Source organism: Paraniabella ginsengisoli, from assembly GCF_022513635.1.
Classification (GTDB): Bacteria; Bacteroidota; Bacteroidia; order Chitinophagales; family Chitinophagaceae; genus Niabella; species Niabella ginsengisoli.
The window spans coordinates 1,428,047-1,454,667 of record NZ_JAKWBL010000001.1 but is presented as its reverse complement, the minus strand read 5'-3'; the positions used below and the strand labels follow the sequence as shown (position 1 = coordinate 1,454,667).

22 protein-coding genes and 2 pseudogenes are annotated in these 26,621 nt (G+C 38.9%); 7 read left to right on the top strand and 17 right to left on the bottom strand.

What is annotated here, in order from left to right; translation table 11 throughout:
* Positions 1-89: 89 nt before the first annotated feature.
* From MKP09_RS08050 to MKP09_RS08030, 5 genes are all read left to right on the top strand, one after another.
* Positions 90-692, top strand: a complete 603-nt coding sequence (locus MKP09_RS08050) for an HD domain-containing protein (RefSeq protein WP_240827217.1) — start codon at positions 90-92, stop codon at positions 690-692.
* 197 nt (positions 693-889) lie between these two features.
* On the top strand, positions 890-1,777 hold the full coding sequence (locus MKP09_RS08045; RefSeq protein ID WP_240827216.1) for a sialate O-acetylesterase: 888 nt from the start codon (positions 890-892) through the stop codon (positions 1,775-1,777).
* 59 nt (positions 1,778-1,836) lie between these two features.
* Positions 1,837-2,325, top strand: coding sequence for a hypothetical protein (locus tag MKP09_RS08040; protein WP_240827215.1), 489 nt, complete (start codon positions 1,837-1,839; stop codon positions 2,323-2,325).
* 158 nt (positions 2,326-2,483) lie between these two features.
* On the top strand, positions 2,484-3,626 hold the full coding sequence (locus tag MKP09_RS08035; RefSeq protein ID WP_240827214.1) for a DUF5703 domain-containing protein: 1,143 nt from the start codon (positions 2,484-2,486) through the stop codon (positions 3,624-3,626).
* Positions 3,536-4,822: a hypothetical protein gene (locus MKP09_RS08030; protein WP_240827213.1), complete on the top strand. Its 1,287-nt coding sequence runs from the start codon at positions 3,536-3,538 to the stop codon at positions 4,820-4,822. Before MKP09_RS08035 ends, MKP09_RS08030 begins: the two co-directional genes overlap by 91 nt.
* 139 nt (positions 4,823-4,961) lie before the next feature.
* On the opposite strand, the gene MKP09_RS08025 is transcribed toward MKP09_RS08030, so the two are convergent.
* From MKP09_RS08025 to MKP09_RS08010, 4 genes are all read right to left on the bottom strand, one after another.
* Entirely contained in the window at positions 4,962-6,542 is a 1,581-nt protein-coding gene (locus tag MKP09_RS08025; protein WP_240827212.1) for an outer membrane beta-barrel family protein, read from the bottom strand.
* 91 nt (positions 6,543-6,633) lie between these two features.
* Positions 6,634-7,320, bottom strand: coding sequence for a TonB-dependent receptor plug domain-containing protein (locus MKP09_RS08020; RefSeq protein WP_240827211.1), 687 nt, complete (start codon positions 7,318-7,320; stop codon positions 6,634-6,636).
* Between the two features lie 588 nt (positions 7,321-7,908).
* Positions 7,909-8,238: a hypothetical protein gene (locus tag MKP09_RS08015; RefSeq protein WP_240827210.1), complete on the bottom strand. Its 330-nt coding sequence runs from the start codon at positions 8,236-8,238 to the stop codon at positions 7,909-7,911.
* On the bottom strand, positions 8,214-8,447 hold the full coding sequence (locus tag MKP09_RS08010) for a hypothetical protein (RefSeq protein ID WP_240827209.1): 234 nt from the start codon (positions 8,445-8,447) through the stop codon (positions 8,214-8,216). The genes MKP09_RS08015 and MKP09_RS08010 overlap by 25 nt, the downstream gene beginning before the upstream one ends.
* A 198-nt stretch (positions 8,448-8,645) precedes the next feature.
* On the opposite strand from MKP09_RS08010, the gene MKP09_RS08005 reads away from it, so the two are divergent.
* Both MKP09_RS08005 and MKP09_RS08000 read left to right on the top strand, forming a co-directional pair.
* A complete protein-coding gene (locus MKP09_RS08005; protein ID WP_240827208.1) occupies positions 8,646-9,191 on the top strand; it encodes a hypothetical protein in 546 nt (181 codons plus the stop codon).
* A 50-nt stretch (positions 9,192-9,241) separates the two neighbouring features.
* On the top strand, positions 9,242-9,538 hold the full coding sequence (locus MKP09_RS08000) for a winged helix-turn-helix domain-containing protein (RefSeq protein WP_240827207.1): 297 nt from the start codon (positions 9,242-9,244) through the stop codon (positions 9,536-9,538).
* A gap of 83 nt (positions 9,539-9,621) precedes the next feature.
* Here MKP09_RS08000 and MKP09_RS07995 read toward each other — a convergent pair whose 3' ends face one another.
* The 13 genes and pseudogenes from MKP09_RS07995 to MKP09_RS07945 form a co-directional block, all read right to left on the bottom strand.
* The gene (locus tag MKP09_RS07995) at positions 9,622-13,020 is read right to left on the bottom strand and encodes a glycosyl hydrolase (RefSeq protein ID WP_240827206.1); all 3,399 of its coding nucleotides are present in this window, start codon (positions 13,018-13,020) and stop codon (positions 9,622-9,624) included.
* A gap of 9 nt (positions 13,021-13,029) precedes the next feature.
* Positions 13,030-13,839 (bottom strand): beta-galactosidase small subunit, encoded by an 810-nt coding sequence (locus tag MKP09_RS07990; RefSeq protein WP_240827205.1) that lies wholly within the window; start codon positions 13,837-13,839, stop codon positions 13,030-13,032.
* Between the two features lie 56 nt (positions 13,840-13,895).
* Positions 13,896-16,205 carry a glycoside hydrolase family 2 TIM barrel-domain containing protein gene (locus tag MKP09_RS07985; protein ID WP_240829412.1) on the bottom strand — a complete coding sequence of 770 codons (2,310 nt, stop codon included), beginning with the start codon at positions 16,203-16,205 and terminating at the stop codon, positions 13,896-13,898.
* Between the two features lie 58 nt (positions 16,206-16,263).
* Positions 16,264-17,337: a mandelate racemase/muconate lactonizing enzyme family protein gene (locus MKP09_RS07980; protein ID WP_240827204.1), complete on the bottom strand. Its 1,074-nt coding sequence runs from the start codon at positions 17,335-17,337 to the stop codon at positions 16,264-16,266.
* 101 nt (positions 17,338-17,438) lie between these two features.
* On the bottom strand, positions 17,439-17,972 hold the full coding sequence (locus tag MKP09_RS07975) for a bile acid:sodium symporter family protein (protein ID WP_240827203.1): 534 nt from the start codon (positions 17,970-17,972) through the stop codon (positions 17,439-17,441).
* Positions 17,960-18,724: a bile acid:sodium symporter family protein gene (locus MKP09_RS07970; RefSeq protein ID WP_240827202.1), complete on the bottom strand. Its 765-nt coding sequence runs from the start codon at positions 18,722-18,724 to the stop codon at positions 17,960-17,962. Before MKP09_RS07970 ends, MKP09_RS07975 begins: the two co-directional genes overlap by 13 nt.
* Positions 18,725-18,740: 16 nt before the next feature.
* Complete coding sequence (locus MKP09_RS07965) at positions 18,741-19,403, bottom strand: aspartate/glutamate racemase family protein (protein WP_240827201.1); 663 nt, start codon at positions 19,401-19,403, stop codon at positions 18,741-18,743.
* 205 nt (positions 19,404-19,608) lie between these two features.
* Complete coding sequence (locus tag MKP09_RS07960; RefSeq protein ID WP_240827200.1) at positions 19,609-20,922, bottom strand: four-carbon acid sugar kinase family protein; 1,314 nt, start codon at positions 20,920-20,922, stop codon at positions 19,609-19,611.
* 2 nt (positions 20,923-20,924) lie between these two features.
* Positions 20,925-22,141, bottom strand: a pseudogene (locus MKP09_RS07955) (ribulose-bisphosphate carboxylase large subunit family protein).
* Positions 22,142-22,264: 123 nt separating this feature from the next.
* A complete protein-coding gene (locus MKP09_RS27980) occupies positions 22,265-22,900 on the bottom strand; it encodes a glycoside hydrolase family 127 protein (RefSeq protein ID WP_394801044.1) in 636 nt (211 codons plus the stop codon).
* 102 nt (positions 22,901-23,002) lie between these two features.
* Positions 23,003-23,760: pseudogene (locus MKP09_RS27975) on the bottom strand (beta-L-arabinofuranosidase domain-containing protein); the annotation flags it as partial.
* Between the two features lie 29 nt (positions 23,761-23,789).
* On the bottom strand, positions 23,790-24,275 hold the full coding sequence (locus tag MKP09_RS25665) for a glycoside hydrolase family 127 protein (RefSeq protein ID WP_262915161.1): 486 nt from the start codon (positions 24,273-24,275) through the stop codon (positions 23,790-23,792).
* Between the two features lie 102 nt (positions 24,276-24,377).
* On the bottom strand, positions 24,378-26,603 hold the full coding sequence (locus MKP09_RS07945; RefSeq protein WP_240827199.1) for an alpha-L-rhamnosidase-related protein: 2,226 nt from the start codon (positions 26,601-26,603) through the stop codon (positions 24,378-24,380).
* Positions 26,604-26,621: the final 18 nt, after the last annotated feature.

The following is a 26,621-nucleotide window of genomic DNA, read 5'->3' as shown; positions in this document are numbered from 1 at the left end:
TAACTTTTAGCAGAATCTCTTACATTTAGTTTTGACGATCAATATTACTTTAGCATGTATTTTTATAGACAAGTGTGAATTTATAAACAATGACAACAGAGGAAATATTAAATTTCGTTCATGATTTAATATATCAGCAATTTTCTGGCGAAGGTACAGGGCATGATTATTTTCATATAGAAAGAGTAGTGAAAACTGCCGTTCGCATTGCAAAAGAAGAAAAGGCTGATTTCTTCCTGGTAGAGTTAGCGGCCTGGCTGCACGATGTGGGCGACCATAAACTGAATGGTGGCATTGATAAATCAGAAGAGCAAATAACGGCAATATTAAAACAAGTCAACACCCCTTCAGAAACTATAGCAAAAGTTATAGACATCGTATCACAGGTTTCTTTTAGCAAAGGGAAAGTAGCGGAAAGTTTAGAAGCTAAAATAGTTCAGGATGCTGATCGATTAGATGCCATCGGAGCTATTGGAATAGCCAGGGCTTTTGCATTTGGCGGTAGCAAGCTTCGGGAAATTCATAATCCAGAAAAGCCTGCTGAAACTTCAGTTAAACATTTTTATGACAAGTTGCTGAAGTTAAAAGATAAGATGAATACCAATACCGGACGTGCTATAGCTGAACAACGGCACCAATACCTCGAAAATTTTTTACAACGTTTTTATAAGGAATGGAATGGAGAAGATTAGATAACCAATGCCACGAATCATTTCTCACAGAAAACAAGGATCAACACAGAACATTTATTTTCTGTGTATTTCTGCGTAATCTGTGAGAGCTTCCTTTATCGTCAAAACAATCAATATAATTCGTGCATTCGTGGTTTAAAAATTGTCAATCCTACTTTTATTTTCTTAATTTCGAATCTCATTTTAAACATTGTCATATGAAATTTTTTGGAACGATTTTGCTTCTATTAGTTATACCCATTCTTTCTCACGCAAAACTTCAATTACCCTGGTTTTTTAGTGACAACATGGTGTTGCAGCAGCAGTCTAACCCAGCAATTTGGGGCTGGACAGATAAAAAAACATCAGTGACCATTATAACTTCATGGAATAATAAAACATATTCGGCGCAGCCGGATGCAAAAGGAAAATGGAAAGTAGCAGTTGCAACGCCAAAAGCTGGAGGTCCTTACGAAATAACGATCAGCGATGGTCAATCCATAAAAATAAAAAATATACTAATTGGTGAAGTTTGGATTTGCAGCGGGCAATCGAATATGGAAATGCCTTTGAAAGGATTTCCTAATCAACCCATTTATAAATCAAATGATATTATATTAAATTCCGATAATGATCAGATAAGGCTTTACAATATTCCACGCTCAACAAAACCTACACCTTTAGATACAAGTAAAAATTTTAGCTGGAAAATTTCTAACCCGGAAGATGTTTCCAATTTCAGCGCCACCGGCTACACGTTTGGCAAGTTCTTGTATGACAAATTAAAAGTCCCGATCGGTTTGATCAATGTAAGTTATGGAGGCAGCCCTGTAGAAGCCTTTATGGATGCAGCTTCCCTGAAAGGTTATGATTTTCAGTTTCCCGATCCAAACGATCAATCCCGCCTAAGCAATAAATTGCCAACAGTATTATATAATGGAATGATGCACCCGTTGCTTGGTTATGGAATTAAAGGATTTATCTGGTATCAGGGCGAATCTAATGCTAACAGGCCACAGCAATATGAAACGTTGTTTCCGGAATTTGTACAAATGTTGAGAGCACAATTTAGCCAGGGCGATTTCCCTTTTATTATGTACAAATAGCGCCATTTGATTACAATAGTAATAAGAAGAAGGGCGATACGTTAATTAATTCAGCATTTTTGCGCGATGCACAACGCAAATCACTTGATAAAATAAGCAACAGCGGAATGGCAGTAACAATGGATATTGGCGATGCCGATTATATTCATCCACGCGAAAAAGAAGAAGTTGGAAAACGGCTTGCGCTGATGGCTTTAGCTAAAACTTATAACCGAAAAGGTTTTGTAAGTGAAAGTCCGTTGTATGAATCGATGAGTATTAAAGAAAATACTGCAACGATCAAATTTAAAAATTCCCCAATGGGGCTTACTACTTACGGTAAACCTTTTATCAATTTTGAAATAGCAGGAGCTGATAAAAAATTCTATCCGGCAAAAGCTAAATTGATAGCAGGCGGCATTGAAATAAATGCCCCAGAAGTAAAAAGTCCCGTTGCTGTAAGATACGCTTTTACAGACGCAGCGGAAGGCGAGCTTTTTAATACTGCTGGTTTCCCCGCATCTTCTTTTAGAACAGATGACTGGGAGATGGAGGTTGAAGTGAAGTAAAGTTGAATCATTTTATAATACACAATGTTCAATAAGCAATGCTCAATGTGCGGATGAAAAAATGAATATTGATAATTGAGCATTGAACATTGATTATTTGTTTTTTCATCGCCGTGTCCCTTATTATGAAACTATTCCATAAATATGTATTCATTTTATTGTTGATATTTTGTATCAAAACAATAAACGCACAGGATCAAAAGCTGAACGCATACAATGTTGTATGGAATACGCAAAGTAAAAACGCCAGTGAATCCATGCCCTTAGGTGGTGGAGATATTGGCTGTAATGTTTGGGTAGAAAATAATGAACTGCTTTTCTATTTTTCCCAAAGTGGCAGTTTTGATGAAAACAATGCCTTTTTAAAAAGCGGCAGAATTAGATTGAAACTTTATCCAAATCCTTTTATGGATAACTCTTTTAAACAGGAGCTTATTTTAAAAGATGGGTATGTACAAGTAAACTCTGGTGATGTTGCTATTAAGCTTTGGGTGGATGTATTTAAGCCAGTTATTCATATTGATATTGCAAGCAGCAAATCCATTCGGGCTGAAGCCATATATGAAAACTGGCGCTTTGCCGATAGATTACAAAAAGGAAAAGAGAATAATGCCAACTCCTGGAAATGGGCATCGCATGTGCCGATTATTACCAAACCCGATGTTGTTGGTTTCAATAACAATCATATCATATTTTATCATCGAAATACTAACCCCACAGTATTTGATGCCACGGTTCAACAACAAGGGCTTGATTCTGTAAAACATAAACTATTTAATCCGCTTGAAAACCTTACCAGTGGAGGCTTAATGAGAGGGAGGGATTTTATCAAAGGAGATGAAGGTGAAGGATCATACGTAAATACAGCTTACAAAAGCTGGAGCTTAGTAAGCAAACGCCCTTCAAAAAAACATTTGCTCGAAGTTTATTTACATCATAAGCAAACAAGTGATATTAGTATTTGGAAAGAACAGCTAAATAATATTGTTGACAATTATAAAACATCTCACTCCAAAACAATTAGTTGGTGGAATGATTATTGGAAGCGGAGTTTTGTTTTTATCGATGCTGATGATTCTACAAATGAAGCTGTGCGATCCACCACGGCGGACAGGCGTAAAACCGATGCCACATATTCTACAGCTGGGTCAATAAAAAAGAAAAAGATTCGGCATGGCAGGTTGGTAGAAATTATCAGCTATTCAGATACATGCTTGGCTGCAATGCTTATGGTGAATATCCTACAAAATTTAACGGCGGCTTATTTACTGTTGATCCGGTGTTTACAGACAGTACTATAAAAGGAAGACCCGATCATCGCAATTGGGGCGGTGGTACATTTACAGCACAAAACCAACGATTGGTATATTGGCCGATGTTGAAAAGCGGTGATGTTGATATGATGAAGCCACAGTTTGATTTTTACAATCGGATTTTGCAAACAGCGTTGCTGCGTTCCAAAATTTATTGGGGACATGGCGGCGCCAATTTTAATGAACAGATAGAAAATTTTGGTTTGCCTAATCCAACTGAATATTCGTGGAAACGCCCACCAGGCTTTGATCCGGGAATGGAATACAATGCGTGGCTGGAGTATGAATGGGACACCATCTTAGAGTTTTGTATGATGATACTTGAATCAAAATCTTATGAAGGAAAAGAGATTGACCAATACTTATCATTGATAAAAAATGCCTTGATATTTTTTGATGAACATTATCAATATCTCTCCAAACAGCGTAGTAGCAAAGCATTGGACGGGAATGGACATTTAATTCTTTATCCAGGATCAGGTGCCGAAACTTTTAAAATGGCATACAATGCCAGTTCAACAATTGCTGCATTAAAAACAGTAACTACAAAATTGTTGCAATTGTCTGATACCTATTTAACCAAGGAAGAACAGATTTATTTTGAAGAATTTTTACAACGCATCCCTCCTATTCCTTTTATGAACTATAACGGCAACACTACCATTGCTCCGGCTATTGTTTGGGGAAGAGTGAATAATGTCGAGACACCTCAACTTTATCCCGTTTATCCCTGGGGTTTGTTTGGTGTGGGAAAGCCGGGGCTTGATACAGCGAGAAACACTTATTGGAAAGATACGTTTGCGTTAAAATTCAGAAGCCATGTTGGTTGGAAGCAGGACAATATTTTCGCTGCACGACTCGGTTTAACAGACGAAGCCAAAAGATTAACCTTATTAAAACTAAAAAATAGTGGCCGCCGCTTTCCCGCTTTTTGGGGACCGGGATTTGACTGGGTTCCGGATCACAACTGGGGCGGCAGCGGTATGATTGGTGTGCAGGAAATGCTGATGCAAACTGTGGATGATAAAATATATCTTTTCCCAGCCTGGCCTAAAGATTGGAACGTGCACTTTAAATTACATGCTCCAAAGCAAACAACTGTTGAAGCGGAACTAAAAAATGGAAAGCTTGTACAATTAAAAGTGTGGCCTGAAGAAAGGGAAAAAGATGTAGTAATTCAATAGTAGTTTCACACAACGAGCGCTAAAAATACCAAGGGCGCAAAAGTGTATATTTAAAGGTATAACTCGTACAATAAACGGGCTTCGACAAGGCTCTGCCTAACAAACATCAGGTTTAACAAAGCGTTTAATCCCAACATCATCACCTCCTCCGGCCACCCGAATAAGTCATGGCCTCACCTTTACCAAAACCAAAGCTTAGGCCGAAGGTGATAAACCGGCCACGATAACCACGATTGTATAAGTAAAAGTTTTCTCTGTTGGTTTCAGACTCAGATATTCGGGATTCAAAGACATCATTGACGGACATACTGGCCACTAATTTGCCTTTGAACAATTTCTTTCTTACGCCAATATCCATATAAGCGAAACCTGAATTAATCGCATTTACCGATTCAAAGCCGGATTGATAATTGCCATTTAGTTCCAAAGCAAAATCAGCAGGAAGGTCAATTTTTGAGGTTACTCTTCCCGACCATTGCCTGCCGTTAAAATCGAAATTCCTGTCTAAAAAGACACCCTTTCTTTTAAAGAAATTGAAGTTAAAATCGCCATTGATAGATAGCCACCGGATAGGGTCATATTTCCCATTTAGTTCTATTCCGGTAGAAGCTCTTGTCCCAATATTGTATGGCTTATTTGTATTGACATTATTTTCAAAAGTAGAAACATCTTCAATTACAGAAGTGGTGTATCTGTGATAAATGCTTGAATTCAGCGTAGCTTTTGCAACCTTAAAAATTCCTGTCAACTCATAAGAATCGCTATACTCTGGGTTCAATTCAGGATTTCCTGTTGATATATTATAGTTATCTCGCAAGCTTAAAAAGGGATTCAATTCCCACAAACGCGGACGATATATCCTGCGTGAATACCCAAGTTGCAACGATGCATCTTTATTAATTTTATACGAAGTGTGAAGTGATGGAAACAGGTTTGTATAATTTCTGTTATTTCCCACACTGGTTGTTTCCAGCAATGTTGCAAGGTCTGTATTTTCCATCCTCAATCCTGCTTTTACACCCCATTGATCACCTTCATAACTTCCAGTTCCATATACCCCTAAAACCTTTTGATCGAACGTAAAATTATTGGTCAACTCAGCATTTTCAATCCATTGCCCATCTTCATAATCACTAATAGCATAATCGTTACCCACCTCATTCAGCAGATATTGAGCGCCTGTTTCCAAAGTGAAACGATCGTTAAAGGGTTTGGTATAATCTAGTTTAAAAGTATTATTCGCTTCCAAAAAATCAGTATTGGCCTGCTGATCTTTGTCGTCAATAGTACCTAAAGTTGCAACATTTCTGAATACAGACGACTGATCTTTTCCAAAAAAACTACCGATTGCACTGGCCATCAAAACATGCTTTTCATTGTCTTTAAATTGCCTTTCATAATTCAATTCATATTGCCATTTAGGATTAGTGGCTTCTGTAATTTCGGTTCTTTTCCATTGGGAAATGAGTGCATCATTTTTATAAGAACTGTAGTTGGTTTCCGAAGGCTGGTCTTCTACTTCATAGGCAAAATTACCGGACAACGTCAATACATTGAGTTCATTGATATGATAATCTGTGCCCAAAGTAATATTATAAAATTTTTCATTTCTATAATTAACCCCGTCCGTTCTTATTTCTGATTGACTTACTAAATCCCGGTTGATACCAGCATCATATCTGGGTAACGATCGCCTTCCCAGCCCGAATTGCGTAAACAAGTTGAACTTGTTAGTCCTTCGGTTCATGCTAACGCCAATGCTATGATTGTCTGGAATGCCCGTATTTACTGAAACAGAGCCATTCAGGTCTTTACTTTTTCTTTTTTAAAATGATATTTAAAATACCTGCCGTTCCTTCCGCTTCGTATTTAGCAGATGGATTGGTAATGACTTCAATACGTTCTATCATGTCGGCAGTAATGGTTCCCAACGCATTGCTACTTTCATCCGCCAGCACAGATGGTTTGCCATTGATCAGTATTTGTACACCAGAATTTCCACGCAGGCTAATTTGCCCATCGATATTCACCATAACCGAAGGCACATTATTCAGCACCTCCAATGCACTCATACCGGTGGAACTTAAATCCTGTCCAACATTAAATACACGCTTATCTAATTTAAATTCGGTTGAAGATTTTTCAGCACGCACCACAACTTCTTCTAAAGTTACTTCGGCTTTAGTTAGCAAAATTTTTCCCAGGTCAATATGCTGGTTAACAACTTTAGGTTTTTTAATCGTTTTGGGTTTATAGCCAACGAAGCTAATTTCAATCAATACATTATCGCCGGGCACCTCTACACTAAAAACGCCCATCGAATCAGTATTTAACCGCTGTAGCACAGTTTGCGAGCTATTATCTCTGATCTCCACCACAGCGCTATTCAAGGCTTGCGCATTCTCACCGCTAAATACAACCCCGCTTATTGTAGTTTGCGCATAACCAATTACTGAAATTAATAAGAGGGCAATTATTGCCTGAATCCTAAATATCATTAGTCTAATCTACTTTATCGATTGGCGGCTAACCGGCCCGCATAAGAATCTATATTTAAAAATATTATTATAAAACAGGGAAGATAAATATAAAGTCTTATTAGGTCATCAGTAAACATATCTCATCTTTGTTGCCACGCTCGCTTGTACTGTAGAATATACGTCGGCCTACATATCACTTAGCAACCAGAAGTTTTTCAATTTATAGGTCAGACGGAGACCGTCAGACCTATGTAACCGTTTAACTTTCAAACCAAAAACTATCATCTTCACTACAGCGTTAGACGATAAATAGATAAAATAATTGTGCTTTGAAAAAATGATTGAGGAAGTCTTCTCAATTAAAGAATGTCACGACATAAAATGCACTTGCTACTTTTCGGATTTGTATGTATTTTATAACAAAGTTGTTTAAACTATTTGGGTATAAAGGAATTTCTCGCAGATAATCGCTGATTTTTTGCGCAAATTTTTCGCGGAAAACTTATCTGCCGTAATCTGCGACGTTCTAAATCTGCTGATAATCAGCGGGAATATTATTGTGTTATCAAGGTAAATTAAAAGTTTAAACAACTTAAATTTATTTACTTAGCAACCGCCTTTTCGGGGAACACGTTTAAAAATTACTTTACTATCTCTTTCTACATATTCGCACGATACTATTGGATATAAATACTTAGGAGCGTGCAATATGCTATGGCTTCTTATAATTATTTTGTCGTTCACTTTCAGGCTATGCAATTGCTCAAGCTGAGATTTTTCCGGATCGAATTTTACGATATAATTATCACCATTGATCCTGGCCATAACTCCGAAACCTAATCTTGATCCTGGCGGAAGAGAAAGAGCCGTTACAACAGCCTCCATATTAGTGAAGCCAGTGATATGCTTCCTTATTTTAGCTTCAGCGGCATACACTTTTTACCTGCGGGAGACGCTTCCCATTTTTTGAACATTATACCATCAGGCGTGGCTTCCCATTTTTCTCTTTCGTTTTTGATTTCGGCAGCAGAAAGCGGCTTGGGAGACGGCTGCTTAGTAGTTTCATTCTCAATTTTTCGATTAGCAAATACCAGTCCGCTTATCACAACCAGCGGTAAGATCAATGCATAAATTACTTTTTTCATGATTTTTGTGGTTTTATTAAATAAATTATAGATCCTCTCAATAAACAAGATTTGATAAGACATGCTATTATTTTTCATGTCCTAGTTCATATCCTTGTCAAACAAAGTCTGATTTAGCGAATCTACTTTGGTATTTTTCGCTCACAAGATTTGGATTGTAAATAAAAATGTAACCTTTGTAAATAAATTGTAAACGGTATGTCTGATAGCCGAAATATCTTTTCAGGAAAAAGCAAATATCTGTTCGGATTGATTTTACTGTTGCTAATCTCTGTAATCTACCTGGCTTTCAGCATGGAGAATAGCGACGATTTTAATCTCTCCAAAAGGGAAGTTTTACTCCGCAGGATCGGACATGAACTACTGTTGCAGTCGGGCGACCGTACATCACGGGTACTTCCGGTTAAAAAGATTACCGAAAATGAATACCAAATCAGCTTTGAGAAGGATCTTACTTTTCAGCCGGAGTTCCTGGTGAATACCACCCGGCGTTTGTTGGCCGAAGACCCACTCTCAAGTGATTATATTGTTAATGTCCTGAATGGTGAAGACGCAAGTATAACCTACGGATATGCTATTTCCAAAAATAAAAAAGATGATATTGTAGCATGTATAGGAAGAACGCAACCTAGCGCACCTTATATGATCAACATTAAATTCAAATCGACAGACATAAATAACGCAAAGAATAGATATCTTTTGGGTGGCCTGGTATCTCTAGCCTTTGTCGGTTTTCTTTTTTAAAATCGGTTAAGCCGCGAAAAGCTTTACCTGCGGATGAACAGGATTCGGGCATGATTACTTTAGGCTCAGTTTTATTTGATCCGACAAATCGTAAACTTATTGTAAACGGAACGGCAACAGACCTTACCGGAACGGAAGCCCGTGTATTGCTCATTTTTGCACAGTCTCCGAATGAGACTATAGAAAGAAGCCGGCTGCAAAAAGAAATATGGGAAGATGAAGGTGTTATTGTGGGGCGCAGCCTGGACATGTTTATATCAAAGCTTAGAAAAAAACTGGAACCCGATCCTAATATCAAGATTGTTGTGATACGCGGCAAGGGATATAAGCTTGAAGTTAGTTCTTAAAAAGGAGCTAAGTTTATTTTCTTCAGCCTGACAGTGTATTCGCTTTCATTACTCATTACGGATTATTCATTAGCCCCTATTCATCACTGCTGAATCTTTACTCCTCCTACCAAACCTGCTTTTAGCAATGGTTTTCCTTCCAAAATATTCAAAGGTGCTGTTGTCCAGGTAATACGCTTATTTTCGGGCAAAGCCATATCTCCAATAAGCCTGTTAGCCCAGGTATTACTTACTTTTATCTCGATTGAATTAGCACCCGTTTTGATTGCTTTTGAAATATCCAACTGATAAGGTGGTGTCCATATTGTACCGCAATCAACACCATTAACTTTTACAGTAGCGATATTAAAAACACTGTCAATAGTGAGAAACACAGGCTTATCCTTAACAATATTATCAACAGAAAAATGATTGGTATAAACAGCGGTTCCGGAATAATATTTTACAGCGTCACTTTTATGCTCAGTCCATGAAGTCAATTTAGGAAAATCTACCTTTTCTAAAAGTCCACCAAAAGCAGTATCGAATTGAACCTGCCAGTTTGAATTAATAAAAAGATTGGCCCCTGGTGGTTTAGAACCATAAGGCACAATTAAGCCATTACAAGCTGTAAGACTTTCTATCTCTGTCTTATTTCTAAACACAATAAAAACCGATTCGTTCGTATTTAGAAACAATGATATTTGTGTTCTACCATTATCAATAGACCAGTTATTAGAAACACCTATTCTCCCAGATACAGGATCCCATATTTCCGGATGATAGCCAGCTACACGAAAAGAAAGATCAATGTAGTTTGCTTTGTTAGATTGATTGGATATAAAATATAAATCTCCATCATTCAATTTTCGATGCGCCCAGGCTATTTCACGATCTTTGCTTTTAACCTCCAAATCTCTCGGCACTCCTATCTTATCAAAAGTAGCATCTTTGTAAGGCGTTTCAATTAACCGGCCTTTGCCATTATTTGAAAATAATTCTTTCCATATATTCTGTAGCTCAGTATCTTTTTGTTTCAAACCAATGGTACTGACCTCTCTTTTATCAATAATAATAGTAGCGCCTGCATTTTTCAATTGCAAAATCTTTTTGGCAACATTTACAGACATCAAGCCAGCATTGGGATTCATCAATAGCTTTCCAGGAAATATAAGCACTCGATAAGAAGCGCCAGAAGGGAACACAACATTACCGTTTACTACTTTAGCTTTTAACAATACATCCGGATTAAAACAATCATATTTATAACCACGCAAAGCATCGGTCCAATCTTCAGGATCAGCCATGTTAGCAGAATGGGTTACTCCGTCCGGTATTGTGCGCTGCGGTTCTCCTTTATTCTCAAGTCGTTTCTTCTCTGCTTCCAGTCTTTCTTTACCAAAAATACCGGGCAGAGCGCTTACAAGCCTGTCTGGCAAAACAGAACGCCTCGGCACTTCCTCACCAATAAAAACAGCGATGTCTGCAACAGGTTTACCTTGTTGCAACAATGCTGAAACCCTTGTTATATAATCAATCCAGGCTTTACTTTGATCATACCAGGTTTGATCACGTTGGTAAAACAAACCAATACTTCCTAATGTCATACCAGGTTTTCGATCCATCCACGGATTCTGGGTATTGACGTGAAAAATAGTTCTGTTAATACCCATTGCATAATTTCTGTCACCAATCGCTTTGAGGTTGCCGGGATGTTCAGACCAATTGATCTTTAAACTTGTAAATGATTCTGCCTGTACAATATTCTTTCCATAGATATGTGCTGCGCTAATGGCATCAAACATATCATTGGGCTTATCATGTGTTGGGCTATTCAACCAAAATTCACCTGTTGGATAATCCACCGTTTTAAAATGCAGCAATCCATCGCTAACCATTGTGGGTGCTACGTTTTCAGCAGTAAATGTGCATCCCTTTTCGTCTGCAAGTTTTCGAAGTGTGACATAAAAAATATCATTCACTAATTCAGCAATTGTCTCGCGAACATCATGTAAAATCTTTTCAGAAGTAGTGGCATCATTTATGGGAACGCCAGTCATTACCAACAAATAAGGCATTAAGTCATATCCTCTTCTTTTTTTAAACTCGGCTGCGAATTTTTCGCTCCAGTTCTGGCTGCCTGCTTCCCAGCTGTCGATGTAAAATATTTTAATGACTTCCTTTGCGAGACCGGGATCTGTTTTCTCAAAAGCTTTGGCAAACCAATTATTAAACTGAAGTTTGATTGCATCAGGATTAAACTTATCACATTCCAAACCTTTTGCGGCGCCACCTGTAGCATTGGTATGACCGGTTGAAGTGTGACCCATTCTTACAATCACCCAATCCCCTGAAACCGGCTTCCAGTCAAGGTTTCCATTCTTATCCATTTTATTGGTAAGATTGATAATATTTTTAAACTGAACAGCATTGCTATCATTTACCATTTGCGTTGTAGTGTTTTCTGCCACACGCCATATACTTCCATTCTTTGTTTCAATCTGATTGATAACTGGCTCATCACTTAAATAAATACCCTTTACTTTTAATGAAGGCTTCCATTTTGCACCATCCAGATCTTCCGACCCTGCTTCTGTCCCTTCTTTGTCATACACAAAGCGAAAATATTTTGCGGTTGTTGCAGGTATGGAAAATGTGTAATCTTCATCCGTATCCTGCCAGCCATGACGAGGCGGTTGCAAACGAAGCACCGTGTCAAACACAATTCCATTATTGCTTGCCATCACAATCAATCGTTGAGATTGATATACTTTACTATTAGTATGAATCTTTAAAGAACGTAACGTAAAAGGTTTCGGATACTTGTACTGAATCCAGCAAGACACATCACTTCTGAATGTTTTGGAATCATCACCGGAAAATGCCAGATAGGGCGCTTTCTCACCCGTACTTGTTGTAACCGCTGGTATTAGAACCGTTTCAGAAAACGCGTTGGCTGAGTTGGCCGGGTATGCAAAAACAGCAATGTCTTTATAAAAATTTTCATTCGTATGCGGTTGCTCCAACCTGATACTGTCATTGCCTTTTGCCTTAACATAGGTTTTCGTCCACACCAGTTTTTGCATAGATTGTTCGGGCTTTATCCATGGGCCACCCGCTAATGCAAAACCATCGCTAACATGAAAAGCCAGCTTTAAGTCAAGCCGCTTACATTCTTTCATCGCATGATTTACCAGCGCCCACCATTCTGGTGTAAGTTGTCTTGCAGGCTTATCGTAAGGAATTTTAGCAACAGTATCAAAAATGCAAACTAAGTAAGCTCCGGCAATACCCACTTTTTTCATGCCTTCCAGATCGGCGGTAATGCCTTCTTTAGAAACTGCCGCGTGCATCCAATACCATAACACCCAAGGTTTGGCTGTTTCAGGAGGACTTTGAAATACTTCTGCCAGATCAACAGATTTAACATTTTGACCAAAGCCAATACTATTTGCAAACAGGCACGCAATAGCAAGCACCAATAATTTCAAACGCAAGTTCATCCGCTATTTTTAATGTTCAATCGGCCTTATATAGAAACTGTATTTATAATTTCCTGGCCCAATCTGATATTGATCCAATGGCGCGGCCACAGGGCTCCAACTATCATTACCGCCAACCCCCATCTGAATCAGATCAATGTTCAAAGTTATGTACTCTGCGGGGTTTAATTTATTAGTATGCTTTGCTTCTGCAATGTTTTTTTCTGTGTACGGCCAGGCGCTCATACTTAAAAGGCTGTCAGCAACGATCGTCAATCCTGTTTTGCTTTTTGGTTTAGACAAACTTAACCAGCGCACATCAGTCCGGTTGCCATTTTCCTGCGGCACCACATAAGGCTCCATGAAACTATAAATATCAGACTGATAAACACCTGCATCAAATCCATATCTTCTGTCAATATAATTTTCCAGTGGTCCAAGTCCAAAATAGTTGATATTCGTAAAAGCCTTATTAATACCGGCTTGCATTCCGATCTTCGGGATATTAGGTAAAGCCTGATCTGCCTTTAATGTATAATCAACTTTGATTGTTCCATTTTTATCAGCAGAATAAAACACAGCAATCTGCACACTATCAGAAATTAAAGAGTAAGTACTGAGCACACCATCCTGTCCGCCTATATTTATAGCCTCAACGCTTTTCAGTATAGGTTCATTTTCATACCACTGCTTTAACACACGATGTGTTTTCCAGCCTTTGCGGTCATTATCTGTTTGTGGCCTTGTAAAATGAGGTAATAAGGATTGACCTAAAAGTTCTACGCTTCCTTTTTTATAAGATGCTAAGGCGCCATTTGATTTGTCAATAACTATCGACACACCATTCGTATTTAGCATAAACTCTTTCCCATTATCCGTAAAAGGAACAGATGTTTTTACAAGTTGTTTTTTACCAATGGTGTTAATGCCAATTGATTGCTGGCAATAACAAAACCTTTAGCAGCCCAGGGTTTATCCTGTTTAGTTGTGAACCGAATATCGGCATGATACTCTTTACCAGCTCTAAACTTAGGTATGTATTTACTAATATCAAGTTCTGTAGCTTCTCCAGCCGCTAGATTAATTGGAGTGATTGCATGTTTCGAGATTACCAATCCATCTTCTTTGATAAATATTTCAGCAGCATATTCGTTAACATTGGTTACAGGGCTTCGATTAATGATCTGTATAATATTCCTACTACTATTTTTCCATTCACATTGTATAGGTTGAAAGATTCGCTTGCATTCAAACATGGCAGCTTTAGGTCGTCCGTCTGCTGCAACCACTCCTTTAATAGTGAAATTATCAAAGTAACGTTCGCCGAAATCGCCACCGTAAGCATAATACGGTTTGCCCGTTACTGAATCATATTTAACTAAACCCTGATCTTTAAATTCCCAAATACAGCCACCAATAACGCGAGGCAGGCTGCGCCACTGATCCCAAAACTCTTTCAGGTTACCGGCGCTATTGCCCATTGCATGTGCGTATTCGCAGAAAAATATGGGACGGTTATCATCATTTTTTTGATTCACTAACAATGGCGCCGTGTACAATGCCGGGTACATTCGACTGATCACATCTACGTAATATTGATCTTTAGGGTTTTGAATGCGGTGCGAATGATCGTTGGATTTCAGATAGCGCGGATCAGAAGGATCGATATAACCTTCATCTTTGGGACTACCCATTGCAGGTTCATAATGGAGCGGACGTGTTATATCAAAATCTTTGATCCATCCCGCCATTGCTGCATGGTTGGGACCGCTACCTGCTTCATTCCCCAAACTCCACATAATAATGGAAGGATGATTCTTATCACGCAATGCCATGCGGGAAACCCGCTCAACATAAGCTGCTGTCCAGCGGGGATCATGATCCAGCTTGCCTCCCAAGCCATGCGTTTCATGATTGGCTTCATCAATTACCATGATGCCATATTCGTCGCAAAGGTCCAGCAGATAAGGATCGGAAGGATAATGACTTAGTCGAACCGTATTAAAATTGAATTGCTTAATAGTTTTAATATCCTGTAAAATATCTTCACGCGTTAATGCTTTGCCACGTATGGGATGATGATCCGGACGATTCACTCCATATAAATAAGTTTCGCGGCCGTTAATTAAAAGCTTACTATCTGTTTTCCTAAATTCAATACTTCTAAAACCCAACTTACAGCTTTTAGCCTCCAAAACCTTACCAGTACTATCTTCCAGACTAATAACTAATGTATATAAATTAGGATCTTCGGTACTCCATTTTTTTGGATTATGAATAGTTGTTTGTAGCAAGCCAAATTTTACCCGATCTAAACGAGGATGAATTTCGTTGATGATCTCATCAGCGCTAATTTTTAAATCTTCTTTTAATACAGATTTATTAGCATCATCATACAGCTGTGCTTTAACTATATAACCGGGAACTTCTTTCCCAGTAAGGTTTTCAAGCCTTGGCCGAATACTTAGTACTGCATCTTTATAATCCTTGTCCAATTTTGTTTGATAAAAGAAATCGGCGATACGCAACTTAGGTTCAGCCATTAAATATACTTCGCGATGAATGCCGCTTAGCCGCCACTGATCCTGATCTTCCAAAAAACTACCATCACTCCAACGTATCACCCAAACGGATATAATATTTTCACCATCTTTCAAACATGGTGTGATATTAAATTCGGATGGCAGAAAACTATCTTCTGCATAGCCCAGAAATTTTCCGTTAACCCAAACCTTGTAAGCAGAACTAACACCACCAAAATGTATTGTTATATTTTTATCTTTCCAATCAGCGGGTATTGTAAAGGAACGTTGATAACAACCAACGCCGTTATAATCCTTTGGAACAAAAGGAGGATTTACAGGGCGAAAAGGATAAACTGCACTTTTATAAATAGGCTTATCATATCCCTGCATTTCCCAGCTCGAAGGCACAGTAATTTTTTTCCACCCAGAAACTTTTTGTTTATAAAAATCTTTAGGCGCTTCATTTGGCTTTAGTGCAAAATTAAAATCCCATTCGCCATTTAAGGAAAGCCATCTTCCACTTTGTTCACGATCACCTTCAATAGCATCTTTTATATTACTAAAGGAATAAGCTGTAGCTCTGGATAAATCCCTGTTAATACCACTAACCAAAGGATCTTCATAAGGTTCGGTATTATACACTGAAGGCGCCTGAGGAATAGCAGCCGGTGTTTTGTCCACCAATTGGGCACTAACAAATAAACTACTTGTAAAAAAAGGAGTGTTATAAATAATCTAATCATATCTCTATCAAAAATTCGTCTTTAAATGAAAAACCCCATCCATTCCGATCATGGGGAATAGCAAAACCATTATCAATAATCAACTTATGATCTATCAAAGGATCGATCCAATCGAAAGATTCTGCGCCAGCGCCATTAGAAATAGTACATAAAAGTGGCACATCATAATCTTTATAATAATGTGGCAGAACAGGTATATTATGCGCCTGCGCCAATGCCGCGCTGTTGCGCCAGGCTTCCACACCGCCCAGACGAAGAATGTCTGGCTGCCATATATCAATCGCGTTCAATTTTATCAATTCTCTTAATGTCACAGTTGAATACTCACGCTCTCCCATTGCTAAAGAAATGCCTGCCTGATTTTTTAACAACTGGTAACCCTGAAAGTCAGTATGACCTATAGGTTCTTCAAACCAATTAATTTCTAACTGTCTTGCAGCACGCGCCAATGCTAATGCATCAGGCAGTTTCATACCCTGGTTGGCATCCATCATAATGCCAATATCATTTCCAACTACTTCCCTGACTTTTGCCAGACGCTCAAGATCTTCCTTCCAATCTGGCTTACCCACTTTGATCTTTACTGCTTTGAAGCCGCGCTTCTTGTAATCACTTACTTCATCTATAAGTTCTTCGACATTATATGACAACCAGCCACCGCTACCATAAACAGGAACTTTAAAATGATTGGCACCTAAAACCTTCCAGATCGGTTGTTGCAAGGTTTTCGACCATGCATCCCACATAGCTATATTAACAGCGGCCTGAGCCCAGCGATTAATTCCTTCCTGTCCAAAATATTCATTAGCAATATTTATCTTATCAAAAACTGAAACAGTATTGTAAACATCCTCGCCAATTACCATTGCTGCTACATCTTTTAATGCGCCAGCAATCGCTCGCGGACTATATTGAAAACTCAACAAATAAGATTCACCAACAATGCCATTTTCAAGTTGCAAACGCAGAATGATAAAAGATATTTCAGTCAGCGTATGCGTAGCATCAGCAATAGGCTTGCTCAATGCTGCTTTGGCTGTAAATACCGAATATTGTTTAATTTTTTTCATTGAAACAGAATTCACTTCTTTACTGTTCATATTTGCACCACAGATAAAGTGAGTGACACAACAAAGATGATAGTAGTACTGACGATGACAACACAATAATTTTATTTAGGCTCCTCAGGCTTAACAGGTTTTCTTCTCCAGTAGTTGGCTAAAATACTTCCGCTGATATTCATCCAGGGACTAAACACAGCAGCAGCAAGTCCAACAGTCCCTAACTTGCCCATCGAACCTGCAAGTCCGCTGGCCATTCCGCCATTTTGTAAGCCCACTTCAAAAGCTATAGTTCGGCTTGAATTTTTGTCTAACCCAAATAATCGGCTTAGCCAATAACCAAAAAAATATCCTGCTGCATTGTGAATAACTGATGCTATAAAAAGTAGCAGTCCCACTTTCATCAGATTGTCTCGGCCAGCCGCGGTTGTAACAGTTGTAAAATAGATAATACCGAACATTGAAATAAATGGCATCAGTTGATCTACTTTTGGATAAGCGCGATATAGCATATTATATAAAACACCAGCTACTACAGCGCTAGCCAGGAAACCAGACAATTCCAATGATTGCAAGGCAGCATGAGACGCTTCTTTTACCTCTGCATATTTATATCCCCATAGTAAAATAACTAATGCATACATCGCACATAACACTGCACAATCCTTACTTTGTTCCTACTTGACGTTGAAGCACGTTTCAAATAATCGTGCAACAAAGCTGCGCCAATGGGAACTATGACAATCTTAATGATCTCTATCATCATGTCAATAAACTTCACTTCTATTAAAGTACCAGCAAAGGTCTTCATCAAAAGCGGTGTTAAAAAAGGTGCAACTAGCGTTGCCATTGCGGTTACAATAACCGACAATACAAGATTAGCCTTTGCCAGGTAAACCATTACGTTAGATGCAAGTCCGCTACTGCAGCTCCCAATAAGAATAATGCCGGCAGCAATCTCTGGCTCAAATTTAAAAATGGTGATAAGTAATAGCCCCATCAACGGCATGATCGAAAAATGACACAACAAACCTATGGCTACACCTTTGCCAGTTGTTGCCAATCCCTGAAAGTCTTTTAAACTCATGTGTGTCCCCATTCCAAACATCACTAATTGAATAATAACAAGTATCAAGGTTTTATCACGCAGGTTTACAGTTCCCCAATTCATAAATGCCTGCGGATAGATCATACCGGCGACCACCGCAACAATGATCCAGGCTGTATATTGATATCCTTTTAGTGATGTTACAGCCCCCAATCCTAACGCCAATGTAACAGCTGTTAATACAGCGAAAGGTTTACTCAACCAATCCTGATTTGTTAATAATGAAACAACCAATACGACGGTGGTTATTCCGCAAGTCCACAAACTAAACCTGTATAATTTTTGCATGGCAGCAATCGTTAATTTATTTTAAAACACTGGCAAGATATTCCATCGCTAAAGGCGGACTGGCAAGGATAGGCACTTTCTTATCCGCATCAGATAAACTGTTTACCACGCGCGCCATAGAAGCCTGAGCTAATAATATTACATCTACCTCATTCGACAATTGTTTTAAGGCCGCTGCAACAATGTCATCATGTGTTTGTGCATCACCGCTCATCAAAGCTTCGAAAGCGCCTTCGCATAATTTTGAGATCAACTCAATTTCCTTTCCTGCAGCAATAGCACGCCTTTTAACCAAATCGCAAGTTGGCTCTAACGTTGTAGATAATGTAGCAACAACCCCTATGCGCTTTCCTGTAGCTACCGCCTGATCTGCCATTGGCTGATCCACACGCAATACAGGTACACCCGACAAGGTTGCGGCTGTTTCAACAGCAGGCCCAATTGATGAACAAGTGAACATGATATAATCAGCTCCCGCGTCTTCTGCTGAACCGGCATAATCAACTACGCGCTTTGATGTTTGAGGCGTTAATTCGCCACAAGCAATGGTGTTTTTTATTAGGCTGTCATCAACAATGTTGAAAACCTTTACGCCAGGTAAATATTTTTTGCAAAGCTCGTCAAACACCGGTACCAGTGTAGCCGATGTATGTATCAAACCTAAAGTTTTTTGAGACATTTATTTATTTTTTTATGTTATCAACTTTTGTGCTACTATCATCGATCTTGCCACGCTCGCTTGTACTTGTGTACATACATGAGCAATGAGTGATCAGTATGAAGTCTTTTGTACTTGATTCATTAGTCGTCCGTTTTGCTATTGGTCAGACGGAGACCGTCAGACCAGTAAGTTTCACTATTCATTATTCACCATTCATTATTCACTATTCACTCCTCATCCTCCCTTCCAACAATACCCCGAAATAATCCTCTGCCCCAACCTGTCCACCTTTGAAATTCACTTCCAATCCATCTATCCATTCATTGTGAGAATAGGCCTTACATAACGGAGCTCCGGAAACTAACGGCGCAATCATTTCCACGGCTTCTATTTCCATTGCTCGTGCAGCATAACTGCTCGTGTCACCGCCAGCAACAACAACTCTTTTTATACTACAATCCATTACTGCATTTCTTGCTATTGTTCCTAATGCGTTTCCCAACTTTTCAGACGAAAGATTATTCGCTTGCTTAGGTCCTGTATGAACAATCATATTTTTTTGCTGACGAAGCAGATCATTTACTTTATCAAATACTTTTTCAGGAGATTCGTTATTACAAATACCTGCTGCGTCTATCACCAACTCTTCAAATCCATTTCTTTTTGCCCACGCTATCTGGGCTGCAGTTACAGGCGAGCAACTTCCTGATACAACCAATAACGGTTCCGCCTTTCCTGGCTTTAACCAATCCACTTTTTTCTGAAGTTGACCTATTTTATTCCAGTAAAATCCTAATGCCATTTCAATCGCAGAAGATCCAATCGAAAAATAAGAACCATCATGTTTCGAAGACTGTTGCTCAAGCCATTCTCCAATTTTAATAAGTTGCTCCTCATAAATCGCATCGATCAAAACAGAATCCTCGCCTGTAACCTCATTCCAATCTTGCACTGGTTTTTGCAGTTCAACGATATCAATAAGTCCAATTGCCTTATTGGTTTGCTTTTGTAAGTGAAACCGAAGATCACTTTCGTCAGCCGGAGTAACAGGGTGTTGGCTCATAGAAGGATGACGATCTAACCTGTACACGGCACCACTACTTCCAATCCCCATTTTAGCAAACAAATTTCCAAATGCACAATAGCGGCCTAAAGACGGCGTTCCTCCTAATATTGGAATAGGCCTGTTTGTAAAAATTATTGAGGCTGTATCAAGCACGGTTCCAATGCTGCCAATTGTTGGAGAAGAGTCAAATGTTGAACAAACTTTATAATGTAGATGTCGAGCGTCAAGGTCACTTAAAGTTTTAAAAGCATTTTCCAAAACAGTCACGATATCTTCAGAAGATAAAGAGCGCGTTTTACCTGCTACCCCAATAGCATCTAACTGTCCGAAACGCTGTATTTGCGACGTTGCGGGCGCTTCGATAAACAATACGGCTTTAGCGCCAGCTTTACAAATAAACTCAAGTGCGTCTGTGGAGCCCGTGAAATCATCTCCATAGAAAGCGAGTTGTATTTGTTGATTGTTGCCCATACCTATTTTTTACCAAATTTTTCCACGCTCTTTCCAAACTCGGTGTAAGTCTTTGCTGCTTCCTCCAGGCTCATTCCGTCAACCGCTGCTTTCCAGGCCTGCTGCAACGCTTTTACCCCGGCTCCGGAACCCATTGGATGCGCCATAATTCCGCCACCGGCCATATATAATAAATCCTGTGTTTGAGTACGCCTCCATGTTTCAAATGCCTGTCCACCCCACTGACCGGAAGACACAACAGGCAATACTTTTTTATGATCAAACATATTTGTCAAACAAGCTTCGATAGATGCGACTACGCTATCATCTGTTTCCCAAAATTTGTTTTGAATGCCATTAACATGCAATTGATCAACGCCAGCCAGCCGCCATATTTTTTGATACGCTTTGAAATCAATACCTAATAACGGATGCCTTGTAAGCATACCCCATCCGTTGCGATGCGCATGTATAGGCAATTCGCGCTGATCGCATATTTTTTAACCCCACTTAAACCAACGCTGTTAATGCTGATCATTGCGCAGGTTCCTTCATGCTTTATAATCGTTTCATAACACGCCAACATCTCATCCAATTCACCGCTTAGGTTAAAAGCATACATTATTTTTTTACCGGTTTTATCAGCGTGGGCATTGATAACTTTCATGATACCAACCACACGATCCTCAAATTTTGAATTGGCAGAAGATGATAATAATTCATCATCTTTAATAAAATCGATATCGGCTTCTACTAATGTTTTTACCATCGCAGCCGTATCTTCAACAGTAAGGCCGATTGAGGGTTTTATTATCGTTCCAATAAGTGGCCGTTGTTCAACCCCGGTTAATTTTCTACAACCTTCAATACCAAAAGCAGGGCCTTGAAAGTGCTTACCAAAAGATTCCGGCAATTCAATATCCATCAACTTCAAACCCGTAAACTGTGTAATCTCGTAAAGGTTTCCCTGCAAAGTAGAAACCATAACCGGAAGGTTATACCCAAAATTTTCAATACTCCATGAAACTTTCACCATTGCGCGGTGATATTTGCCTTTAGAACTAACAGCGCCTGGAATAGCAGGCTGATCAACGGTTTCAAGGTATTCAACGTTTTCCACCCTGGCTGCAAATCTTTGCTTCAAGGCTTCTGTCTCTCCAGGAACTGCTACAAAAGTTCCTGAAGATTGTTCGCCAGCTAATACAGCAGCGGCCTTTTCAGGCTCGTAAGGTGTTTCGATATAATACGTTGCAGATATTCTTTCGGCCTCCCCAACCCTCCAAAGGAAGGTCTTACTAAGTCGCTTCTATATGTTTTATTTTCTGAGTTCAACTTAAATTATTTAAAAAACAAAAATATTTTCCTATCGCACCAATGGCATCCACACTGTCATATCTGTTTCGCCTCTGTTAGCCCATGCATAATAAGGAATCAACTTTATGTTTACTGGCTTTTCCGACTTACTCACTTCTTTATATAGTTTATTAGTCCAGTCACCGTCGTTAATCAAACGCGCCTGGCCTGTTAACGCCATAATATTTCCATTAGCGATTTTAGCAGGAACAGGATTTAACTGAATATCAGAAGGTATCGCAATGTCGAAAATTCTTGTTGTCTTCAAATCGGGAGATTCGATACAATACACTACCGGACCGCGTTTAACCGCAACCTGGTTGCGTGTAGCCTCAACCATCGGATTAGATTCGATCAATGTTGCGGGCATATCTAATACCAATTCTATCTTATCATTTCTATTCCACTTTTGATTTAATGCCAAGTACTTTCCACCATTAATATCGCCGTTTATCAACTTACCATTTATTTTAACCGATGCTTTTTTACACCAACCGGGTATACGCAAATGAATAGGCAACGCTTTAGAAGGAGCTTCAGTTATCGTAATTTTCACTGCACCATCCCAAGGATAATTGCTCACTTGTTGTAAGGAGATATTGCTGCCATCATTCAGTTTGGTTTGAAGATTATTGCCGCCGTACATATTTATATACAAACCATCATCGGCTACACTATACATATAATTATTAACCTGCGCGATGGTGCGCACTACATTTGGAGGACAACAATTTGACTTACTAATATAAGGCACACGTCCTCCTTCCCAACGAAGATGATAAGGATAATCAACCGTATGCGCCAGCGGATTGGTATAAAAGAATCTAGTACCATCCATACTGATGCCGCTTAATACACTATTGTATAAAGCCAACTCAACAATATCAAAATATTTTTCTTCTCCGGTCAATAAAAACATGCGATAATTCCAAAGTACATTACCAATATTGGCGCAGGTTTCATTGTGCGCACTGAAGTTGGGCAATTGATAATCGCGGCCATAAGACTGATGTACTTTTTGTACTGTATCTGGTGTGTAAGAAGTTCCGTCAACAGAAACGCCGTCGTATAAAGCACCGCAAGCACCGGTTACGTACATTTTTGTATTTATCACATTGTTCCACAGCGTGTCTAAAGTTTGCAACAATGTTTTATCGCCTTCTTCGGCATACAAATCGGCTACACCTGCCATTAAATAATTAGCCCTTACAGCATGTCCTACAATTCTTTTCATATCACGAAAAGGCGCTCTGTCACTATTATCATCTGTACCTTCAACTGTGCCACGAATGTCAATAAGCTTGTTCAGCAAATCAAGATATTTTTTTCGTTGGTGGTTCTGTACATTTCTGCAAGTCCCATGTAATGCGAAGGACAAATGGCATTCCTTGCCTGCTCCGGCGTGGCTTTATTATAAAATTCAATTAAAAAATCGGATGCTTTTTTTGCAATATCTAATAAATTAGTTTTTCCGGTAGCGCGATAATGTACACAGGCCGCAGTCATTAAATGACCAAAATTATAAGCTTCAAAACTTAGCTTATCATCAAACATTTTTGCTCACCGGTATTCTTTTGCTCAATGATATTTTTGGTATAAATATATCCATCAGCTCTTTGAGCTTTCCCAATTACACCAATGGCTTCTTCCATCCATTTATTGAGTTGGGGGTCTTTGGTTGATGCATACAAAGACGCAACTGCTTCGAGGGTTTTATAAAAATCGCCATCATGGAAAGAAGGCCCGCGAAATCGCCCTTCCTGCAATCCTGCTGCCACCTTAAAATTCTGGAACGAATAACAAATGGTATCACTGGTATAAGTGTTCCAAAGCGTAGGCACCATTGCAGTTTTGCAGACATCGAATCTTTCTGCCCAAAAACCATTTGTCCATTTTACATCGCTCAAGCCAACACTCGAAAGCCTTGCAAATTTGCTATGAGATGTATTAACCAGTCCGTTTTGTGCTATTACAGAAATGCTACAAAAGGCGGCAACTGTTATTAAAATTTTATTTTTCATCTGTTTATTTTTTGCCGGAAGCTTCGCATCCGGCTATTATTGTTTGTCCCTTCGGGACTTTTCTGGTCAGACCGAGACGGTCAGACCAAAAACGATTCACCGCTACAATGCCTGGTACTTAATATCGTAATCTTTATTTTTTTCGATTGTCAGTTCATACAGGTCATTCCCTTTGTTTACAAAATTTCCTTCTTTGCATACGGGAGCTTTTTTACTTTTAAGCATCAATGTACCTGTTCCTGTTGGTGCTTTTATTTTAAGATTGGTTGTACTGCAATACAGCTCTATATTTCCGGCTGGCGTTGGCACTTTTCCTTCCATCCATTTTAATCCGCCCAATGCCGGTTCTATTGTATAAGTACTGTAACCAGCTCCGGTTGGTTTTACACCTAAATAATATTTTCCTAATAAATACAATGGACTGGCACCCCAAGCATGACAAAGACTTTTACCATATTTTCTTCCGTACATAGCGTAATGTTCTGCTCCAGATTTTTTGGGGTTATACTCTTCCCAAAACGAAGTAGCACCGAGTTTCAACATACCGCCCCAATAGGATTTCATTTCCTTGGTCACATATTCCTGTTCGCCTAATGCGCACATAGCTTCCATTTCATAAAAGCGCATATACGGTGTTGTAATGGGTGGCACATCATTATTTAGTAATACAGAATTTTTGATATTGTTCTTTTGTTTATCATTTAAATAATCAAAGAAAATAGCGAACATATTCGCGTAGCGGGTTACATTATCAGTAGGTTTGCCGTTTACATAACTATGAACAATTGCTTGTTTTTGTTCGTTCCAATAAATTTCAAAAAGTTTCTTCTTAACATCGGCAGCCAGTTTTGTGTACATGCCTACATCTTCTTTTTCTTCTACCAAATCAGCAACCAAAGCCATTGTTTCCAGGCTGCGAGCAAATAATAATTGTTCAAAACTTACAGCACCCTGCTTGCTTAAACCTTCCGCCCAATCAATAAACACCCAGTCGCCGGGCAAGCCTTCGAGTAAACCATCTTTATTGCGGCGGCCCAATACATAACTCATCATGGATTTCATTCTGTCGTAATTGCTTCGCACAAAATCTGCATCGCCGCTATACAGATAATAATCATACACACCCAAAAACCAATACAGTGTATAATCCATAATAGTGTTGATATGACTGGTAACAGGATCTTTTCCTCTTAAAGCCAATGTTGTGCGTTTTACTGTACCATTATCATTGGTTAAATAATAGTTCATTAAATAACTCTGATAAGCATCACCACTCCAAATCCAGCGGTCGCGCTTGATACCGTCAATGAAAAATTCTTTGGTGCTCAAATGAAAAGTGTATTTGGCAACATCGTAAATACGGTTGATTTCTTCATCGTTGCATTTGAATGAGCCTTTATCCTGAAGATCGGCATATTCATAAAGCATAGAAACCTTGTCAAAAGTAACAGCCGGATCAGCTATTATTTTTACAAAGCGAAAAGCCTTTGACAACTCAACTGTATAGTCGCCCGATTGTTGATCGACAGAAATTTTATCGTAAGTTTCTGTGTGCGCCGTGTCTATAGCCTCTTCACGGCTCTCGCCATAATATATTGCAAGCTTACCTTTTCCCTTTAGATTATGTAACTTGATATAACCAAATGTTTCTTTTCCGAAATCAACGATAGTTCCATCATTGGTTTTGTTGATACTTGCGGCCTCCATGGGTTTTGTAGGAAGCATAAAGTTTGCAGGCAACTGATCAGAATTATTAAAATTCCAAGAGCCAGCATTCATCCATTTGGTTGTGGAAACATCAGAAGTTTTGCCTGTTTCATCAATCCATTCTTTATCTTCATAAGTTACGAGCCAGCTACTGTCGCTTACTACTTTATTTCCTTTTACAAATATTGTGGGAACCTGTTTTTGATTGAATACTTTTATGTTGATCTTATGCTTACCAGCCGGCACCGTTATTTTCTTTGGAGAACCTTCAAATGCTTTACCATCCAGCTTTACATTGTATTGACCATCCACATAAATATCCACCTCTTCGGGAGTGGAGAGATCAAACACTTTATGAAAATCTATTAGAGGATAATGATTATCAATCTTCCAAAACACAGGGAAAAAAGTACCGCGTTCAGTCCTGCGATTTTGCATTTGATTAGATAACCAAATTTCATAATCGCCAGGATACCATATCCATGTTTGAGCAAAGCCAGTTAATCCCCAAAAAGAAAACAGCAGCACTAAAAATGTACGCAGCTTTTTCTGCTTATATATATTGAGGTGTACAAGAGTGCGACGCAAGGAAGATTCCATATATTCAAAAGTTGATTTCATAAAAAATAATTTTAAACC

Coding starts and splice junctions, on each gene's coding strand:
- MKP09_RS08050 (WP_240827217.1), top strand. CDS start 90: ATGACAACAGAGGAAATATTAAATTTCGTTCATGATTTAATATATCAG.
- MKP09_RS08045 (WP_240827216.1), top strand. CDS start 890: ATGAAATTTTTTGGAACGATTTTGCTTCTATTAGTTATACCCATTCTT.
- MKP09_RS08030 (WP_240827213.1), top strand. CDS start 3,536: ATGCTTGGCTGCAATGCTTATGGTGAATATCCTACAAAATTTAACGGC.
- MKP09_RS08020 (WP_240827211.1), bottom strand. CDS start 7,320: ATGATATTTAGGATTCAGGCAATAATTGCCCTCTTATTAATTTCAGTA.
- MKP09_RS08010 (WP_240827209.1), bottom strand. CDS start 8,447: ATGAAAAAAGTAATTTATGCATTGATCTTACCGCTGGTTGTGATAAGC.
- MKP09_RS08005 (WP_240827208.1), top strand. CDS start 8,646: ATGTCTGATAGCCGAAATATCTTTTCAGGAAAAAGCAAATATCTGTTC.
- MKP09_RS08000 (WP_240827207.1), top strand. CDS start 9,242: ATGATTACTTTAGGCTCAGTTTTATTTGATCCGACAAATCGTAAACTT.
- MKP09_RS07995 (WP_240827206.1), bottom strand. CDS start 13,020: ATGAACTTGCGTTTGAAATTATTGGTGCTTGCTATTGCGTGCCTGTTT.
- MKP09_RS07980 (WP_240827204.1), bottom strand. CDS start 17,337: ATGAAAAAAATTAAACAATATTCGGTATTTACAGCCAAAGCAGCATTG.
- MKP09_RS07975 (WP_240827203.1), bottom strand. CDS start 17,972: ATGTATGCATTAGTTATTTTACTATGGGGATATAAATATGCAGAGGTA.
- MKP09_RS07970 (WP_240827202.1), bottom strand. CDS start 18,724: ATGCAAAAATTATACAGGTTTAGTTTGTGGACTTGCGGAATAACCACC.
- MKP09_RS07965 (WP_240827201.1), bottom strand. CDS start 19,403: ATGTCTCAAAAAACTTTAGGTTTGATACATACATCGGCTACACTGGTA.
- MKP09_RS07960 (WP_240827200.1), bottom strand. CDS start 20,922: ATGGGCAACAATCAACAAATACAACTCGCTTTCTATGGAGATGATTTC.
- MKP09_RS27980 (WP_394801044.1), bottom strand. CDS start 22,900: ATGTACGGCGGCAATAATCTTCAAACCAAACTGAATGATGGCAGCAAT.
- MKP09_RS25665 (WP_262915161.1), bottom strand. CDS start 24,275: ATGAAAAATAAAATTTTAATAACAGTTGCCGCCTTTTGTAGCATTTCT.
- MKP09_RS07945 (WP_240827199.1), bottom strand. CDS start 26,603: ATGAAATCAACTTTTGAATATATGGAATCTTCCTTGCGTCGCACTCTT.